This window comes from Actinoplanes sp. NPDC049265 (assembly GCF_043197135.1).
GTDB lineage: Bacteria > Actinomycetota > Actinomycetes > Mycobacteriales > Micromonosporaceae > Actinoplanes.
Genome location: NZ_JBICSP010000014.1, coordinates 238225 through 254538 on the forward strand (window position 1 = coordinate 238225; position 16314 = coordinate 254538).

Annotated in this window: 17 protein-coding genes; 15 read left to right on the forward strand and 2 right to left on the reverse strand. The window is 70.1% G+C overall.

Going from position 1 to position 16314, the window contains the following annotated elements:
- Positions 1 to 22 precede the first annotated feature (22 nt).
- The 11 genes from ACGFIO_RS30250 (at position 23) to ACGFIO_RS30300 (ending at position 8995) form a co-directional block, all read left to right on the forward strand.
- Positions 23 to 1057 (forward strand): hypothetical protein, encoded by a 1035-nt coding sequence (locus ACGFIO_RS30250; protein WP_392830995.1) that lies wholly within the window; start codon positions 23 to 25, stop codon positions 1055 to 1057.
- Positions 1057 to 1737, forward strand: a complete 681-nt coding sequence (locus ACGFIO_RS30255) for a hypothetical protein (RefSeq protein ID WP_392830998.1) — start codon at positions 1057 to 1059, stop codon at positions 1735 to 1737. The genes ACGFIO_RS30250 and ACGFIO_RS30255 overlap by 1 nt, the downstream gene beginning before the upstream one ends.
- On the forward strand, positions 1734 to 1997 hold the full coding sequence (locus ACGFIO_RS30260) for a hypothetical protein (protein ID WP_392831001.1): 264 nt from the start codon (positions 1734 to 1736) through the stop codon (positions 1995 to 1997). Before ACGFIO_RS30255 ends, ACGFIO_RS30260 begins: the two co-directional genes overlap by 4 nt.
- Positions 1994 to 2215 carry a hypothetical protein gene (locus tag ACGFIO_RS30265; protein WP_392831004.1) on the forward strand — a complete coding sequence of 74 codons (222 nt, stop codon included), beginning with the start codon at positions 1994 to 1996 and terminating at the stop codon, positions 2213 to 2215. Before ACGFIO_RS30260 ends, ACGFIO_RS30265 begins: the two co-directional genes overlap by 4 nt.
- Positions 2212 to 2670 (forward strand): Pycsar system effector family protein, encoded by a 459-nt coding sequence (locus ACGFIO_RS30270; protein ID WP_392831007.1) that lies wholly within the window; start codon positions 2212 to 2214, stop codon positions 2668 to 2670. The genes ACGFIO_RS30265 and ACGFIO_RS30270 overlap by 4 nt, the downstream gene beginning before the upstream one ends.
- A 5-nt stretch (positions 2671 to 2675) precedes the next feature.
- Positions 2676 to 3773: a hypothetical protein gene (locus tag ACGFIO_RS30275; protein WP_392831010.1), complete on the forward strand. Its 1098-nt coding sequence runs from the start codon at positions 2676 to 2678 to the stop codon at positions 3771 to 3773.
- Between the two features lie 98 nt (positions 3774 to 3871).
- Positions 3872 to 4201, forward strand: a complete 330-nt coding sequence (locus ACGFIO_RS30280) for a DUF4031 domain-containing protein (RefSeq protein ID WP_392831013.1) — start codon at positions 3872 to 3874, stop codon at positions 4199 to 4201.
- Positions 4198 to 5925: a DNA cytosine methyltransferase gene (locus tag ACGFIO_RS30285; RefSeq protein ID WP_392831015.1), complete on the forward strand. Its 1728-nt coding sequence runs from the start codon at positions 4198 to 4200 to the stop codon at positions 5923 to 5925. Before ACGFIO_RS30280 ends, ACGFIO_RS30285 begins: the two co-directional genes overlap by 4 nt.
- Positions 5922 to 7505 carry a replication initiator gene (locus ACGFIO_RS30290; RefSeq protein ID WP_392831017.1) on the forward strand — a complete coding sequence of 528 codons (1584 nt, stop codon included), beginning with the start codon at positions 5922 to 5924 and terminating at the stop codon, positions 7503 to 7505. Before ACGFIO_RS30285 ends, ACGFIO_RS30290 begins: the two co-directional genes overlap by 4 nt.
- 81 nt (positions 7506 to 7586) lie before the next feature.
- Positions 7587 to 7787, forward strand: coding sequence for a helix-turn-helix domain-containing protein (locus tag ACGFIO_RS30295; protein WP_392831020.1), 201 nt, complete (start codon positions 7587 to 7589; stop codon positions 7785 to 7787).
- A gap of 2 nt (positions 7788 to 7789) precedes the next feature.
- Positions 7790 to 8995 (forward strand): tyrosine-type recombinase/integrase, encoded by a 1206-nt coding sequence (locus tag ACGFIO_RS30300; protein WP_392831022.1) that lies wholly within the window; start codon positions 7790 to 7792, stop codon positions 8993 to 8995.
- A gap of 81 nt (positions 8996 to 9076) precedes the next feature.
- On the opposite strand, the gene glnA is transcribed toward ACGFIO_RS30300, so the two are convergent.
- Entirely contained in the window at positions 9077 to 10501 is a 1425-nt protein-coding gene (gene glnA / locus ACGFIO_RS30305) for a type I glutamate--ammonia ligase (protein WP_392831024.1), read from the reverse strand.
- Between the two features lie 177 nt (positions 10502 to 10678).
- On the opposite strand from glnA, the gene ACGFIO_RS30310 reads away from it, so the two are divergent.
- Entirely contained in the window at positions 10679 to 11080 is a 402-nt protein-coding gene (locus ACGFIO_RS30310; protein ID WP_392831027.1) for an RDD family protein, read from the forward strand.
- Here the strand turns inward: ACGFIO_RS30310 and ACGFIO_RS30315 are convergent.
- Positions 11077 to 11769 carry a DUF4191 domain-containing protein gene (locus tag ACGFIO_RS30315; RefSeq protein WP_392831030.1) on the reverse strand — a complete coding sequence of 231 codons (693 nt, stop codon included), beginning with the start codon at positions 11767 to 11769 and terminating at the stop codon, positions 11077 to 11079. The two genes, ACGFIO_RS30310 and ACGFIO_RS30315, sit on opposite strands and share 4 nt — an antisense overlap.
- A 181-nt stretch (positions 11770 to 11950) precedes the next feature.
- Between ACGFIO_RS30315 and ACGFIO_RS30320 the strand changes: the two genes are divergently transcribed.
- The 3 genes from ACGFIO_RS30320 to ACGFIO_RS30330 are packed head-to-tail and all read left to right on the forward strand — an operon-like array spanning position 11951 to position 16013.
- On the forward strand, positions 11951 to 12127 hold the full coding sequence (locus ACGFIO_RS30320) for a hypothetical protein (protein WP_392831032.1): 177 nt from the start codon (positions 11951 to 11953) through the stop codon (positions 12125 to 12127).
- Between the two features lie 41 nt (positions 12128 to 12168).
- Positions 12169 to 15036, forward strand: a complete 2868-nt coding sequence (locus ACGFIO_RS30325; protein ID WP_392831034.1) for an AAA family ATPase — start codon at positions 12169 to 12171, stop codon at positions 15034 to 15036.
- 2 nt (positions 15037 to 15038) lie between these two features.
- On the forward strand, positions 15039 to 16013 hold the full coding sequence (locus ACGFIO_RS30330; protein ID WP_392831071.1) for a polysaccharide deacetylase family protein: 975 nt from the start codon (positions 15039 to 15041) through the stop codon (positions 16011 to 16013).
- Positions 16014 to 16314 lie beyond the last annotated feature (301 nt).

Here is a 16314-nt window from a genome sequence, read left to right on the forward strand (position 1 = left end):
TCCGACGGAAGGAGTCGGCGTAATGAATCCTACCCAAAAACAGGACAACCCTGACACCGGCAGAGCCTGCTGCCCCGACTGCCGCGATGACCAGCTGGAGACCTTCGGCCAGAACGAACTGGACCAGGATCGGATCCCGACCCTCGAAGGCTTCACCGTCTGGCAGAAGCAGCACGGCGTCGCTTGCACCCACGGCTACACGGTCACTGAGGCGGGCCTGCTGGAGCTGGCGAAGACCAGCGGCCAAGAGCCCTCTCACGACGGGGGCCCGGCAACGCCAGTGTCCTGCAGCCGCAAGTGCGGCGAGTCGATGCCGGGCGTCTACGCGTGGGACGTGCCGTTCTGCCCGGACTGTGTGATCGCGGTCCCGGCGAACAACAAGTACGGCTACGTCGTGACCGCCCCCGAGCCGGCGGAGTCGACCTGCCCGGTCGATCTGGTCACCGAGACCGATGACGAGACCGCCGCCCGGGTGCTGCGCTCAGCGGCCACCTACCTGGAACGGCACGGCTGGATCCAGGGCACCTACTACGACGCCACGTCGGGAAGCTTCACGCCCCCGGCGTGCCTGGTCGGCGCGATCAGCATGGTCTGCTACGGCGGCCCGGTCGACGCACCGGCGCACCACTTCGACGACCCCGGTTTCCTCGACTTCGAAGCGGCCGTGCTGCACCTCGACCGGTACCTGCTGGCCGAGAACGGCTCGGAATCCTACGACTTCAACGATGCCAAGGGCCGTCGCCTCGAAGACGTCACCCACGTCCTGCGCGACGCGGCCGCCCGGCCGGCGCACGAACTGATCGACGCCCTGCGAGCGATCGACAAGAAGAACGCCGATCAGGCCGCGCTGGCCGACCTGCTGACGCGCGGCGGGATCTGGGCCGCTGATCAGACGGCCGAAAAGGTCACCTCGCCGCACGGGGAATGCCCCAACTGCGGGAGCACGGAGCTGCACGTTCTGTTCGTCCTCGACGACGGGGACGGCTACGTCGCTCGTTGCGAGAACCCGTGGCACACCGGGGACCACGTTGTACCCCGTCAGGGCGGTGACGCCTGATGAGCAAGAACACCGTCAAGCCCACCTTGACAGGCAAGCCGCGTAAGCGGGTCAAGCGTCAGGTGGAAAACCGTGAGTTCGACGCGTTCGCCCGCAGGATCCTGCGCGCGTACGGCCGCCGCGTCGCCAACGGCGACGTGGAAACCCTGGCTTCGCTGGCCGGTCTCGCCGCCGAGGTGGACGCGGTGACGCGTCTGGCGGTCACCAGCCTGCGTAAGTCTCCCTATTCCTACTCGTGGGACGAGATCGCCACCCGGCTGGGCGTGTCCCGGCAGGCCGCGCAACAGCGCTACGGCGACAAGTCCCGTTCCAAGTACGCCCTGGACCAGCGCCTCACCGAGGCTGGTCTGGGCGTGAGCGTGGCGACCCTCGTGCAGGTGTTCGCCGACCACCATCCCGGTGACCCGGCCGCCTCTTGCTGCCCGGGTTGCGGCTTCCGCTACCCCGACGACGGGCGACCGGATTGCCCTACCAACGCCACCGTCCGGCCTCTGCTGCGGCGACGCCGTAACGAGGATCCGAGCGCTGTTGAGCGTCTGTCCCCTGTCCAGTTCGCCAACCTGATCGGAACCACCAAACCGCGCAAGCGCGGCACGGTCCGGCCGGCGGCCCCTACCTCGCCTGGTCCCGACCGTGCACCAACCCTGTTCGACCCTCACGGAGAGGACCTCGCCTCATGACCAATCACAACAACCACCCGAAAACCGAACTCCGCAACGTCCGGCCGACGTGCCCGTACGTCTACTTCATCGGCTTCCAGTACATCGGTAGCCGCGGCATCGGCTTCGCCAATGTCGAAGTGTCGCTCGCCCAGCCGCTGGCTGCCATCGAGGCTGTCCACCAGGTTGAAGCAACGCTGCGAGAGCAGGGCTACAACCGCGCCCTGATCATGGGCTACTCCCTTCTTCGGGACGAGTCCCGGACGCGGGGTGCGCGATGACCGCACTCTGGGCCACTGTCCAACGGCTGCTCGTCCACGGGCTGCTGGAAGACCTGCAGAACGCGATCGAGGCCGGTGACGCCAACGGCGCTATCACCATGCTCCACACGATCGCCTCGGTGGCTGGCGCACGCTACGCCAACCGCATCATGGCCGCCCTCATCGAGGCCGGTCACCCCACCACCAACGGGCCGGAGTCCTCGGGAGGCCCCCGATGACCACCGACTACTTCACCACCGAGATCGCCGACGTGCAGGCACAACTCGGCCGGGCCGACACGAAAGGGTCGATCCTGACCGGTCTGTCCCTGGCCGCCCTCACCGGCGGCGCGGCGATCCTCGCCAAGGTGCACCTGCACGGCTTCGCCGTCGCCGGTGCCGTCCTGGCCGCCTGCCTCATCGGGGCGGCTCTGGTACTGCTCGGCCTGGCCATCCGGCCGGCGCTTGGCGGCAACCACGGGTTCGTACGCTGGGCCACCCCGCCCACCGCCACGGCCCTGCGCCGGGCACTCCGCGAAAGCGGCACCTCCTACGAGGAACGCGTCGAAGCCCTCTGGGTCCTCGCGCGTAGCGCCCAACGCAAATACCAGCGGATCCGCGCGGCCGTCGACCTGCTCGGCGCTGCCCTCGCGGCCACCGCTATCACTGCTGCCTTCGTCGGCGTGGGCTGGTGACGGCAGTGGCAACCACATCGAATACCACCGGCCGCACGGGCGAACCCCGGCTCGCTTCGGTCGCCTCCTGGGCGGTCCTGGTTGCCTCGTTCGCCTTGTCGGCCTCGACCTGGATCGCGATGGCGGTCCTGGCCGGATTCACCGGCACCGCAACACTTCCGGCCCTCGACGTCACCCTGCGGGTGGCGTGGCTGATGCCGGTCGCGATCGACGGCTACGTCGTCGTCGCTCTGGTGCTGTGGATGTCCCCGGTCCCGGCGACGGTGGCCGAGTTCGCCAAGAAGAACACCTACGGTGCGGCGGGCATCGGCATCGTCGCCCAGTCCGCCTACCACCTGCTCGAAACCCAATCCACCACCAACGAACTGTGGCGCGTGGCCCTGGCCGCGGTCGTCGGAGCCTTGCCTCCGGCCGTCGCCGCCCTGGCCGTGCACATGCGCGCCCTGATCCGCCGTGAACTCGACCGCACCCCAGTCGCGTCCGGCACCGCACCGGCCACCCGGCCCGTGCACACCCCGACCGTGCCCACCCCGGCTCCGACCCCCATCACGGTCGTAGCCCCGACCCTGCCCGCCGTCCCGGCGCCCAGCATCACAGCGCCCCGGCCGGCAGACGATCCGAAGCCGACTGCGGAACCGGCACCGACGCCGGAACCTGTGACGGCGCCCCGGACCGAGCCTGTGCCGACCCCGGCCGAGGTTGCCGCCCGGGTCACTCCCAGCCCGACGAAGGTTCCGCTGCGACCGACCGCCACCCGGCCGGCTGCTGGCACCTCCAAGCCTCAACCCCGCAAGACCGCGCCGACCGCACCGGTTGAGCCGCTGGCCGCTTCCGCCACCGACATTCCTGTCATCGAGCCGAAGCCTGCACAGCTGCCCCTGCCGATGCCCGTCGACCCGGCCCTGCTGGTCAAGGCCCGCGAGATCGCCGAGCAGTACCGAACCGAGACCGGCGTTGCGATCAAAGCGAGCCAACTCGCCGCCCGGCTGCGGATCGACTCCACGCAAGCAACCCAAGCCCTGGCCGTGCTCGACCTCGGCCCGGACAGCCTCACCACACCCATCCCGACCGTCAACGGCAACCCCGTCAAGGCAAACCGCTGACCGTCTCGCCGATTGAGCGTCGTGCCCGAAGCATCTCCTGCTTCGGGCACGGCCCCGGCCGACGAGCCGACCCCACAAACCCTGAAGGAGCGCCACCCGTGACCGTGTACGTCGACAACTACCGCTGTCCCGCCACTGTTGGCCGGCTCACCGGCCGGTGGTCGCACCTGACCGCCGACACCCCGACCGAACTCAACGCCTTCGCCGCTCGCCTCGGTTTGCGCCGCGCCTGGTTTCAGGCCCGTTGCCGCTACGCCTCCTGCCCGGCCCCGGACGGCGTCTGCGTGCACTACCACTACGACGTCGTCGACAGCATGCGCACCCGTGCTCTCGCGGCCGGTGCTGTCTCCATCGACATTCACGGCTTCGGCGCTCTCATCGCCTCGCGCCGTGCGGCGCTGCGACCGGCCGGGGAGGTGACCCGGTGAGCCTGGGTGTCTACGACGAGTTCTCCGGCATCGGCGGTACCAGCCACGGCTGGTCCCTGATCCCCGGGGTGCGCATCTCCGCTGGTGCCAACCACATGAAGGACGCGATCGAGTCGTTCGCGCTGCATCACCCGGACGCCCAGGTGTTCCAGGAAGACATCACCAAGCTGTCCGTCGATCGGATGCCGTACGCGGAGATCTTCGTCGCGTCTCCGGCCTGCCCGGCCTGGACCACCGCCAACGGGGTCCGCCGTGAGTTCGACCGGGCCAACGCGGAGCAACCGGCCCTGTTCGACCTGGCCCGCCCGCTCACGGCGAAGGAGGTCAGGCGGCGCGAGGAGTACAAGCGGTCACGGCTGCTCATGCGGGAGATCCCGCGCTACCTGCGGGCGATGGCCGAACGCGGGAAGCCGGTGCTGGCCGGGATGGTGGAGAACGTCATCCAGGTCCGGCTGTGGCACGAGTGGGATGCCTGGCTCGGCGAGATCCGCAAACTCGGCTACCAGGTGCGGGTCATCGCGTTCAACTCGATGCACGCCCAACCGGTCCGCGCCCGCCGCGCCCCGCAGTCCCGCAACCGGGCGTTCGTCGCCTACTGGCATGTCAGTCTCGGTCGCACCCCCGACTGGGACAAGTGGCTACGCCCGGCCGCGTGGTGCCCGACCTGCGAACGGCAGGTGTCCGCGATCCAGGTGTGGAAGAAACCCGGCCGCGACATGGGCTCCTACGGCACCCAATACATCTACCAATGCCCGACGATCGGCTGCCGGGGAACACAGGTCCATCCCGAGGTGCTGCCCGCCCTGGCCGCCATCGACCCCACCCTGCCGGGCATCCGCATCGGCGACCGCGGACAGCACGGCCTCGACCCGCTCGAAGACGCGACCCTGGCCCGGATCCGGGCCGGGATCGACCGCTTCTGGACGCCGCTGATGGTCCCGGTGGAAGGCCGCGACGGCAAACAAGCCGCCCCAGCGCAGCTGCCCCTGCGCACCCAGACCTGCCGCAACGAGACCGGCTACGCCCTGCCCCCGTTCCTCGCCCCGGCCGGCGGCACCTGGCGCACCCACCCCCACCCCGGAACAGCGCCGATGCCCGCCCGCACCACCCGCGAATGCGACGGCATCGCCGCGTGGCCGTTCATCACCCCCCTGCGCGGCGGCGGCGACCGCGAACGCGCCCGCCCGGCCACCGACCCGCTGTCGACGGTCACCGCCTCCGGCAACCACCACGGCCTCGCCCTGCCCCCGCTGATCACCCGGCAGAACACCGCCCGCGACCACGGCTCCTACCTGTCCACCCCGGCCACCGAACCCGTGCGCACCGTCACCGCCCAGGGCAACCAGAGCGTGGCCATCCCGCCCGGGCACGAGCAGATGCTGCTCGTCCCGTACTACGGCACCGCCACCACTGCCCGCCCGGCGGCCGAGCCGGTTGGCACGCTGCCCACCCGCGACCGGTACGGCCTCGCGCACCCCGACACCCCCGGGCGTATCGACCTCGACGACGTGCGGTTCCGCATGCTCGAACCGCACGAGATCGCCGCCGCGATGGCCTTCGACCCCCACTACGCCACCGCCGCAAGCTCCAAGCGGGCCAAAGTCCGCCTGTTCGGCAACGCCGTCACCCCACCGGTGGCCGAACTGATCGGCTCCGCCCTGGTCGAAGCCATCACCGGCGACGACCTGCCCCGCCACCTCGACCCGGAGACCCGGCAGGCATGACCGCCACGGCGCTCCCCGTCGCACCCGACGCCCTCGCGGCCTCGGGCACGGCGGAGTGCGCCGAGCTGGCCACCGTGCCCGTCTGGTGGCGACGCTCCGCCGACCTGCACAAGCAGGCCATTGCCCGGGCCGCCCGCCCGGACTACGAAGCCTGGCTCAGTCACGTCAAATCCGCGTCCGCATGCATGCGGCCGGTCCGGCTGGCCGGCACCATCGCCACCATCGAAGCCGCCACCGGCCGCCTGCTCGCCGAACGCTCAACCTCCGACATGCCGGACGGGGTCATCTACAAGCCCTGCGGCAACCGCCGCGACAGCGTCTGCCCCTCCTGCTCACAGCTGTACAAACGCGACGCCTACCACGTCGTCCGGACCGGCCTGGTCGGCGGCAAAGGTGTCCCCGACGAAGTCGCACACCACCCGGCCGTGTTCCCCACCCTCACCGCACCCAGCTTCGGGCCGGTACACACCCGCACCGTCCGCAGGCACACCTGCACCCGCCGCACCGACTGCGATTGCCGCCCCGAACCCTGCCACGCCCGCCGCGACCTCGCCCTCTGCCCGCACGGCCAGCGGCTGGCCTGCTTCGCCCGCCACGACGCCGACGACCACCGCCTCGGCACACCGCTGTGCCTGGACTGCTACGACCACGACGGCCAGACCGTCTGGAACGTCATGGCCGGCGAACTGTGGCGACGCACCACCATCGCCGTCAACCGGCACCTGCGCCGCCTCTGCAAAGCACGCGGGATAGCCTACGTAGCAACGATTTCCGCCTCCGGCAAGCCCAAAAGGGTGCCGCCGGTACGGCTGTCGTTCGGCAAAGCCGCCGAGATGCAACGCCGGGGCGTCGTGCACTTCCACGCCATCGCCCGCCTCGACGGCGTCCACCCCACCGACCCCAACGCGGTCGTCCCGCCCCCGCCCGGCATCGACGCCGACGATCTCAAGGTCGCGATCGACCACGCCGCCGCCACGGTCCACTTCACCATCGAGGCGCACCCGGCCCGACCGGAAGGCTGGCAGATCGGCTGGGGCGACCAAGTGCTGACCAAGGTGGTCACCGTCGCCGGGCAGGGTGAGGTGACCGACGCTCAGGTCGCCGCCTACCTCGCCAAGTACGCCACCAAAGCCACCGAGATCACCGGACACACCTCACCCCGCCTCGACCGCGGCGACCTCGCCACGGTCGAGCTGTACGCCAACCCGACCGGCACCCACGTCGAACGCCTCGTCTGGGCATCGGTCTGGCTCGGCCGGCACGACGGCTGGCGACGGCTACGCCGCTGGGCGCACATGCTCGGCTTCGGCGGACACTTCCTCACCAAGTCCCGCCGCTACTCGACCACCTTCGGAAGGCTACGCGAACAGCGGATCGTGTTCCGCCGCAACGCATCCAGCGGCCCGGACAGTCCAGCCGAAGCGCCCACAGAGCCGACGACGCTGATCGTCAACTTCCTGCAGTTCGTCGGCGCCGGATGGCACACCACCGCCGACGCCCTACTCGCCAACACCTCCGCCGCAATGGCCCGAGAGCACGCCGAAGCCGCCAGGCAGGCCCTACCGACCCTGGCCGCATGAACGGCCGTCAGCCGTCAAGCCCGCCTTGACGCTCCGCTCGGAGCCAGGCGGTTGGACTCTCGGATTAGGAGCAGGAACCCTATGGCGACATCATCCGCGTCAGCGGTGGTCGTGGAGGAGCTGTGGACGGTCGACGACGTCTCAGCCTTTCTCCGTGTGCCTACCGCGACGCTCTATCAGTGGCGGCACCACCGTGTTGGGCCGCCAGCGTTCAAGGTCGGTCGGCATCTGCGGTATGACCCGGCGGCGTTGCGGGCCTGGCTTGCCTCGCGGGAGGTCTAGCCATGGCTGTCGATGACCTGTGGTACCTGACCAAGCGCGGCCCGGACGGCAAGCGGCTGCCGTCAGCCAAGCACGGGCGGGGGAAGCGCTGGCGGGTCCGGTGGGTCGACAACCTGGGCCAGTCCCGGGAGCGTCTGTTCGAGCGCAAGGCGGACGCCGACCGGTACGACGCCAACGTTCATGCCGACCTGAGCCGGGGTCAGTACATCGATGACCGGGCCGGGCGCGTCACCGTGGCGACTCTGGCTGAGCGGTGGCGGGCTGACCAGCTGCACATCGAGAGCACGGCTATCCGGGTGGAGCACGCCATCCGGCTGCACATCGCACCGGGGATCGGGCAGATGCAGGTCGGACAGGTCCGTCCAAGCAAGGTTCAGGCGTGGGTGAAGGACCGTAGTCGGGTGCTGGCACCCACCACGCTGCGGGTGGTGTACGGCTACCTCAACGCCATCTTCGCGGCGGCGGTGAGGGACCGGCTGATCGCCAGCTCACCCTGTGTCGACATCCGCCTACCCGGGATTGACCGCGACAAGCGGGTGATCCCGGAGCCGGAGCAGGTGCACCGGCTGGCCGAGCTGATGCCTGACCGGCTCGCGGCCACCGTGTACGTGGCCGCTGGCTGCGGTCTGCGTCTCGGTGAGGTCCTGGGGCTGGAGGTGGGTGATATCGACTTCGGCAGGGCTGAGCTGACGGTTCGCCAGCAGTTGAAGATGCACAAGGGCCGTCCGCCGTACCTCGGCCGGCCGAAGACGAAGACCAGTGTGCGGACGGTCGAGCTGCCGGACGTCGTGGCGGCGGCCCTGCGAGCACACCTCGATGGACGTGACCTGCCGCCGGTGGAGGTCGATGACGACTCCGACCCTCGGCGTCCGACCCGTCGGCCGGCCGAGCTGGTGTTCCGCGCCGCCAGCGGTGAGCCAGTGAACGCGTCGACGTTCTCCCGTACGTGGGCACCGGTCCGCACCCAGGTCGGGCTGCCGCCTCGCTGGGGTTTCCACGGTCTGCGCCACTACTACGCGACGCTGCTGATCCACGCCGGGGCGAGCGTCAAGACGGTGCAGCTCGCCCTCGGGCACTCGACGCCGACGATCACGCTCAACGAGTACGTGCACGAGTGGCCGGACGCGCTCGACCGGACCCGGTCGCTGGTCGACGGAGCCCTTGGCATGCGCAAAGCGGCGGCCATATCGGCTGGGAGCCGAGCATGACCGCCGCTCGCTACGTTGTGCCCAACTTGTGCCCAAGATCAGATCGGAAGGCATTTCCGCTGGTCACGGGCTCAGACAGGGTCAGACGTTGTAGTACATCTCGAACTCGTGCGGGGTCGGGCGCAGGCGGACCGGGTCGATCTCATTGGCGCGCTTCCAGTCGACCCAGGTCTCGATCAGGTCGTCGGTGAAGACGCCGCCCGCGGTCAGGAACTCGTGGTCGGCCTCGAGCGAGGCGAGCACCGCGTCCAGCGAACCCGGCACCTGCTTGACCGTGCCCCACTCCTCCGGCGGCAGGTCGTACAGGTCCTTGTCGATCGGCGCCGGCGGCTCGATCTTGTTCTTGATGCCGTCCAGGCCGGCCATCATCTGGGCCGCGAAGGACAGGTACGGGTTGGACGACGGGTCCGGTACGCGGAACTCGACGCGCTTGGCCTTCGGGTTGCTGCCGGTCACCGGGATGCGGGTGCAGGCCGAGCGGTTGCGCTGCGAGTAGACCAGGTTGACGGGGGCCTCGAAGCCGGGCACGAGGCGACGGTACGAGTTGACCGTCGGGTTCGTGAAGGCCAGCAGGCTGGGCGCGTGGTGCAGCAGGCCGCCGATGTACCAGCGGGCGGTGTCGGACAGCCCGGCGTACCCGGTCTCGTCGTAGAACAGCGGCTCACCACCCAGCCAGAGGCTCTGGTGGGTGTGCATGCCGGAACCGTTGTCGCCGAACAGCGGCTTGGGCATGAAGGTCGCGGTCTTGCCGTGCTCCCAGGCGGTGTTCTTGATGATGTACTTGAACAACTGCATCTGGTCGCCGGCATGCAGCAGCGTCGAGAACTTGTAGTTGATCTCGCCCTGGCCGGCGGTGCCGACCTCGTGGTGCGAACGCTCGACGGTGAAACCGGACTCGACCAGGCGGCGGACCATGTGGTCGCGCAGGTCGGAGTAGTGGTCGACCGGCGCGACGGGGAAGTAGCCGCCCTTGTACGCGGTCTTGTAGCCGCGGTTGCCGCCCTCCTCCTCCTTGCCGGAGTTCCAGGCGCCCTCGATCGAGTCGATGTGGTAGAACGCCTCGTTCGCGCTGGTGGAGTGGCGGATCGAGTCGAAGATGTAGAACTCCGCCTCGGCACCGAAGTAGGCGGTGTCGGCGATGCCGCTGGAGGCCAGGTAGGTCTCCGCCTTCTTGGCCACGTTGCGCGGGTCACGCGAGTACGCCTCACGCGTGAACGGGTCGTGGATGAAGAAGTTCAGCGCCAGCGTCTTGTGGATCCGGAACGGGTCGATGAACGCGGTGGCGACGTCCGGCAGGAGCATCATGTCGGACTCGTGGATGGCCTGGAATCCGCGGATCGAGGATCCGTCGAAGGCGAGGCCGTCGGTGATGACGCTGTCGTCGAACGACTCGACCGGGATGTTGAAGTGCTGCATCACACCCGGAAGATCGCAGAAGCGTACGTCGACGAACTTGACGTCCTCATCCTTGAGGTATCGCAGGAGTTCCTCGGGATTGGCGAACACACATCCTCCTGGCACAGGAAATTTCGAACCGGGCGGCTATGGACCGCCTCGTCGCTAGGCTGGTCGCGACGCTATGGGCCCGCCGTTGCCCGGCCGTATCCCCATTGTTTCCGCCGTGTTACGGAGGCTGTGATCTGCCGCAACCTCACGGAGGCTACCCCGGTAACCTGGGCTCTCGTGGCAGCTCGCGAGAAATCCACCCCACCCGCTTTCGACCCCGAGTCGACCCTGCTCGCGGGCTTCGGCCGGCGCTTCGCGGCCCTGATGATCGACTGGGCACTGTGCCTTCTGGTCGGCAGCCTGCTCGGCGATCCGCGCACGGTGGCCTGGCCGCCGGTCGTGGTGCTGGTGCTGCTCAACACGTTCTTCATCGGCCTGTTCGGACAGACGCCAGGCATGGCACTGGCCGGCGTCCGGTGCGTCTCGATCGACGACGGTGGCGCGATCGGCCTGGCCAAGGGGTTGCTCAGGGCCGTACTCCTCGCCCTGCTCGTTCCGGCCGTGATCATGGACCAGGCCCGCCGCGGCTGGCACGACCGTCTGGCGGGCTCCGTCGTCGTCCTTAAGTCCCGGTCCTAGCGGGGGCGCTGCTGGCGGAACTGGCCCTTCGACGGGCGCATGTTCTTGGGGATCGCGCCCTTGGGCATCTGCGGCCGGGCCATCAGCGCGGCCAGACGCTTGTCCAGGGCGTTCACGTCCTTGCCGCTGAGGTTGCGGGGCAGGCGGAGGAAGGTCGTGCGGAGCTTGCGTACGGACAGCTCGCCCTCGCCCTGGCCGACGATGTAGTCGTACATGGGCGCGTTGCCGATCACCTTCGACAGGCGACGTTTCTCCTGGCCAAGCAGGCTGCGGACGCGCTGCGCCTGGCCCTCGCCGAGCAGGATCACGCCGGGGCGCCCGATCACCACGTGCACCATGTCGAACTGGGTGGTCGAGCTGGCCGCGGGGCGTACCCGCCAGTCACCGCGCATGTTCTCGATGATCTGCGCGGCCGCGCCCGGCTGCCCCTCGGCGACGTTCATCATCGCCGCGTTCGAGCGCAGGTTGAGCACGATCAGCGCGGCGAGCAGCGTGAGCATCACCCCGAGCGGGATGACCACCCAGCCGAACCCGAGCAGCACGAACAGCACGGTCAGCGCGATCGGGATCAGCACCGCCGCGGCCAGGAGTGGCACGAACCACTTGTCCTGTTTCGCGGTGAAGGCGAAGACCTGTCCGATCTGCTTGAGCCGGGTGCCGAACGACACCTTCTCCTCGGGAGTTGCCATACCCGCGAGTGTAGTGGTGAGCAGTAAGGCCCTTACGCCGCCCAGGCACCTCAGCGCCGAAACGTAAGGTAGCTGCCCGCCCCAACATAGGGCCCGCTCCCCATGCGCCCCGCCTGCCTTCACGCGGAGAGTCGTCTTCACCAAGACAACACCGATGACGATGTACGCGAGGAGCACGCGAATGTTTCCCTACACCGACGCACAGACCATCCTCGACCTGCACCACCTGCGTGCCGACGAGCTACGTCGCGAGGCCGCCGCCCACCGCAACGCGCGCGCCGCGTCGCCGGCCGGCCGTCACCGGCGCTTCGGCCGTGCCTCCCGGAGGGCCGCCGCAGTGCGTGCGCCAGCGCAGTGATGGGCGCCGTCGGGGCCGAAATTCGGTCGTACCCCCATGGCATGCTCGACCTCATGACGGCGAGCGTGCGGAGCACCGACGCCCTGGTCGGCCGCGAGGCCGATCTGGCGCAGCTCCGCGACGCTCTGAAACGCACCCGCAGTGCCGAGCCGTCGGCCGTTCTGGTCGGCGGCGAGGCCGGGGTGGGCAAGACCCGGCTGATCGAGGAGTTCGTCCGGGCTGCGGCCGCGGACGGCGCGCAGGTGCTGACCGGTCACAGCCTCGAGCTGGGCGAGGAAGGCCTGCCCTACGCGCCGTTCGCCGGGGCGCTGCGCGAGCTGATCCAGCGCGACGGCACCGGGGTGTTTCAAGGGCGCGACGACGATTTCGTACGCCTGCTGCCCGAGCTCGGGCCGCCCGAGTCGGGCGGCGACACCCGCCGCGGGCATCTGTTCGAGGCGGTGGCGGCCCTGTTCGGCCGGCTGGCCGAGGCTCAGCCGCTGGTCCTGGTCCTGGAGGACCTGCACTGGGCCGACCGGTCGACCCGCGACCTGATCGGGTTCCTGATGCGCGCCGCCCGCCTGCCGGGTGTCCTGCTGATCGGCACCTACCGCACGGATGAGCTGCATCGGGGGCATCCGCTGCGGCCGTTCCTGGCCGAGCTCGACCGGGTGCGCGGCGTGCAGCGGCTCGAGCTCGACCGGCTCGACCGCGAGGGCACCGCGCAGATGCTGGCCCAGCTGCTGGGGGCCGAGCCCGAGCCGGGCTTGGTCGACACGCTCAACGAGCGGGCGCAGGGCAACCCGTTCTTCATCGAGCAGATCGCCGCGTCGGGCGACCAGTGCGGCGACATCTCCGACAACCTGCGCGACCTGCTGCTGTCCCGGGTCGACCAGCTGTCCGAGGCGGCCCAGCGGGTGCTGCGGGTGGCGGCGGTCGGCGGCACCCGGTTCGGTCATCGGCTGCTGGCCGAGGTCGCCGGGGTGCCCGAGCCCGAGCTGGAGTCGGCGCTGCGGGTGGTGGTGGCCGCCCAGCTGATCGTGGTCGACCCCAGCGGAGAGTACGAGTTCCGCCACGCCCTGGTGCGCGAGGCGGTGCACGACGACCTGCTGCCGGGTGAGCACGCCCGGCTCCACGCGCGCTACGCCGAAGTGATCGCCGGCGATCCGGGGCTGGTGTCGGTCGGCCGGGCGCCGGCCGAGATCGCGCACCACTGGCACGCCGCCCACGATCACCCGCGCGCCCTGGTCACCGCCCGGGCCGCGGCGGTCGAGGCGGGGCGGCGCTATGCGTTCGGCGAGCAGGCCCGGTTGCTCGACCGGGTCCTCGACCTGTGGGAACAGGTGCCAGACGCGGAGGCGCTGCTCGGCACCCGCCACCTCGACCTGCTCGAGGAGGCCGGGCTGGTGGCCATCGACGCCGGCGAGTCGATGCGGGCGCTCAGCCTGACCAAGCACGCGCTGGCCGGCATCGACTACGAGCACGAGCCGATGCGGGTCGCCCGGCTGCTGGTGCGGCGGTCCAAGCTGCTGCAGAACGCCGGCAAGAGCGACGGCTCGGCCGAGTCACAGGAGGCGGTTCGCATCCTGCGGGCGCAGCCACGCACCCCGGAAAGCGTCAAGCTGCTGGCCGACGTCGCGCACACGCTCAACCGGGTCGATGTCGACCTGGCCGCCGAGGTCGCACAGGAGGCGATGGCCGGCGCGGCCGAGCTGGGTGACCTGGCCGCCGAGGTGGCGGCGACTGTCACGTTCGGCCGGTTGTGCGCCGGTCAGGTGGCGCTCGACGAGGCTCTGCCGGTGATGCGGCGGGCCGCCGAGACCGCCCGCCGCGAGAGCGACCTGCAAAACCTGGCGTACGCGCTGGTCAACATCTCCGACGCGCTGTACGAGGTCGGCCGCTACCTGGAGTCGGCCGACACCGCGTGGGAAGGCGTGCCGCACGCCGACAAGGCGGGCATCAGCCGCACGACCGGGGTTTATCTGTTGTCCAACTACGCCGAGGCGGAGATCGCGCTCGGGCAGTGGGACGAGGCCGAGCGGCGGCTGTCCGAGGCGACCAGGCTCGACCCGCCGGGCACGCTCGTCCTGCCGGTGCTGCGGTTGCGGGCCTGGCTGCGGCTGGTCCGCGGGCGAGAGGGGGCAGAGGCGCTGCTGTCCCGGGCGTTCGGCTTCCTCAGCCGGGCCTATCTTCACGAGGAGACCCGGCTCTACCTCCTCGAGCTGCGCATCCTGTGCGCGCTGGAATTCGGCGACGACGCCATGATCCGGATGTCGGCCAAGGCCGCCCTGACCGAGCCCACCGTCACCGACAATTCGCGGTACGGCTGGCCTGCCATCGCGGCCGCGGCGGACGCGGCCGACCGGCTCGGCGATCGGCAGCTCATCGAACTGGTGCAGTTGCAGGCGCGCTGGCCGAGGGTGCGCTACCCGGTCGACCGGGCGTATGCGGCGCAGGTGAACGCCACACTCAGCCACGAACCGGCCCACTGGCGCGAGGCGGTCGCCGAGTGGCGTGACGACGGCCAGCGCTACCCGCTGGCGGCGGCCCTGCTGCGGCTCGCCGAGGCGGAGGCCGGGGCCGGCGACCGCGCCGAGGCCGGGGTGGCCATCGAGGAGGCGGCCGAGATCGCCGGTGCGCTCGGGGCGGCCCCGCTGCTGGCCCGGGCCGAGACGCTGGCCCAGCGACTGGGTCTGCGTTCGTCCGCGCCCGCCCAGCCGGCGACCGAGATCCTGACCGCCCGCGAGCGCGAGGTGCTGCAGTTGGTCGCCGAGGGCCAGAGCAACGGCCGCATCGCCGAGCGCCTCTACATCTCCCCCAAGACCGCGAGCGTCCACGTCTCCCGCATCATCGCCAAACTCAACGTCGCCAACCGCGTCGAAGCCGCCGCCGTCGCCCACCGCCTCGGCCTCCTCGACCCCCAGCCATGACCATGCCTTCCCCCTCCCCTTCACCCACCTCCGCTTTCCCCTCCCCCGCCACTCACCGCTCCGCCCTTTCCGCCACCGCTCCCAACTCCCCGCCTTCCGGGCCCCCGCCTTCCTTCGCGGCCACTCCCGGCACCACGCCGCCCTTCCCGGCCACTCCCGGCACCACGCCGCCCTTCCCGGCCACTCCCGGCACCACGTCCTCTGTCTTCGCGAGCGGCGGCCCGGATGGCTCGGGACCTTCCAACGGGTGGGTGGTCCTGACCTTCGATGACGGGCCTTCTTCGTTCCGGCCGCGGACGTTGGAGGTTCTACGGCGCGAGACGGTGCCGGCGGTGTTCTTCGACGTCGGAATGCGGGTGGCGGCCAACCCGCAATTCGCCGCCTTCCAGGCTCGCGAAGGACACCAGGTGCTCAACCACACCTTTACTCATCCACGTCTGGCCACGCTGACGCCCGAGGCGATACGGCGCGAGATCATCGACACCGATGAGGCGTTGCGGGCCGCCGGGGTGCGGATGCCGTTCCGGGGAATGCGGCCACCGTTCCTCGCGGTCGACGATGCGGGGCGGGATGTGCTGGCCGGCCTCGGTTACCGGACGATCGTCGGCGTCGACGTGTTCGCGGCCGACCCCGATGCGGCCACCACGCCCGAACAGATCCGCGACTCGCTCCTCGCCGGCCTGGCGCCCGGTGCGATCCTGCTGCTGCACGACGGCAACGTGGACACGCCGTCCGGCCGGGCCGCCGTGACAGCCTTGCCCGAGATCATTCGAGGGGTACGGGAGCACGGCTACGGTTTCGGCCTGCTCGACGAGCACGGTGCGGTCGTCCCGGCCGGCCCTCTCCAGCCCTGCGCCGAGCCCATCCCGCCGATCGTCAATCCGGTCCCCTACCTGCCCTTGGTGGAGCAATTCCGCGGCGACCCGCCTCAGGATCCGCCCCCTCCGTACGTGATCGTGGAGTCCCCGCACTCCTGACCTACGTCCTCGACGATGTGCTCCCGCGGCTCGTCGCGGACGCGATCCTCCTGTCGGGCACGCACACCGACTTCTGCGTACCGCTCCGTACGTGATCATGGAGTCCCCCCACGCATGACCTACAACCTCGACGATGTGCTCCCGCGGCTCGTCGCGGACGCGATCCTCCTGTCGGGCACGCACACCGACTTCTGCGTGCCCCTCCGTACGTGATCATGGAGTCCCCCCACGCATGACCTACAACCTCGACGATGTGCTCCCGCGGCTCGTCGCGGACGCGATCCTCCTGTCGGGCACGCAC

What these genes read in the sequence shown, in the direction of transcription:
- ACGFIO_RS30250 (WP_392830995.1), top strand. Translation starts at nt 23, where the DNA reads ATGAATCCTACCCAAAAACAGGACAACCCTGACACCGGCAGAGCCTGC.
- ACGFIO_RS30255 (WP_392830998.1), top strand. Translation starts at nt 1,057, where the DNA reads ATGAGCAAGAACACCGTCAAGCCCACCTTGACAGGCAAGCCGCGTAAG.
- ACGFIO_RS30260 (WP_392831001.1), top strand. Translation starts at nt 1,734, where the DNA reads ATGACCAATCACAACAACCACCCGAAAACCGAACTCCGCAACGTCCGG.
- ACGFIO_RS30265 (WP_392831004.1), top strand. Translation starts at nt 1,994, where the DNA reads ATGACCGCACTCTGGGCCACTGTCCAACGGCTGCTCGTCCACGGGCTG.
- ACGFIO_RS30270 (WP_392831007.1), top strand. Translation starts at nt 2,212, where the DNA reads ATGACCACCGACTACTTCACCACCGAGATCGCCGACGTGCAGGCACAA.
- ACGFIO_RS30290 (WP_392831017.1), top strand. Translation starts at nt 5,922, where the DNA reads ATGACCGCCACGGCGCTCCCCGTCGCACCCGACGCCCTCGCGGCCTCG.
- ACGFIO_RS30295 (WP_392831020.1), top strand. Translation starts at nt 7,587, where the DNA reads ATGGCGACATCATCCGCGTCAGCGGTGGTCGTGGAGGAGCTGTGGACG.
- ACGFIO_RS30300 (WP_392831022.1), top strand. Translation starts at nt 7,790, where the DNA reads ATGGCTGTCGATGACCTGTGGTACCTGACCAAGCGCGGCCCGGACGGC.
- ACGFIO_RS30315 (WP_392831030.1), bottom strand. Translation starts at nt 11,769, where the DNA reads ATGGCAACTCCCGAGGAGAAGGTGTCGTTCGGCACCCGGCTCAAGCAG.
- ACGFIO_RS30320 (WP_392831032.1), top strand. Translation starts at nt 11,951, where the DNA reads ATGTTTCCCTACACCGACGCACAGACCATCCTCGACCTGCACCACCTG.
- ACGFIO_RS30325 (WP_392831034.1), top strand. Translation starts at nt 12,169, where the DNA reads ATGCTCGACCTCATGACGGCGAGCGTGCGGAGCACCGACGCCCTGGTC.
- ACGFIO_RS30330 (WP_392831071.1), top strand. Translation starts at nt 15,039, where the DNA reads ATGCCTTCCCCCTCCCCTTCACCCACCTCCGCTTTCCCCTCCCCCGCC.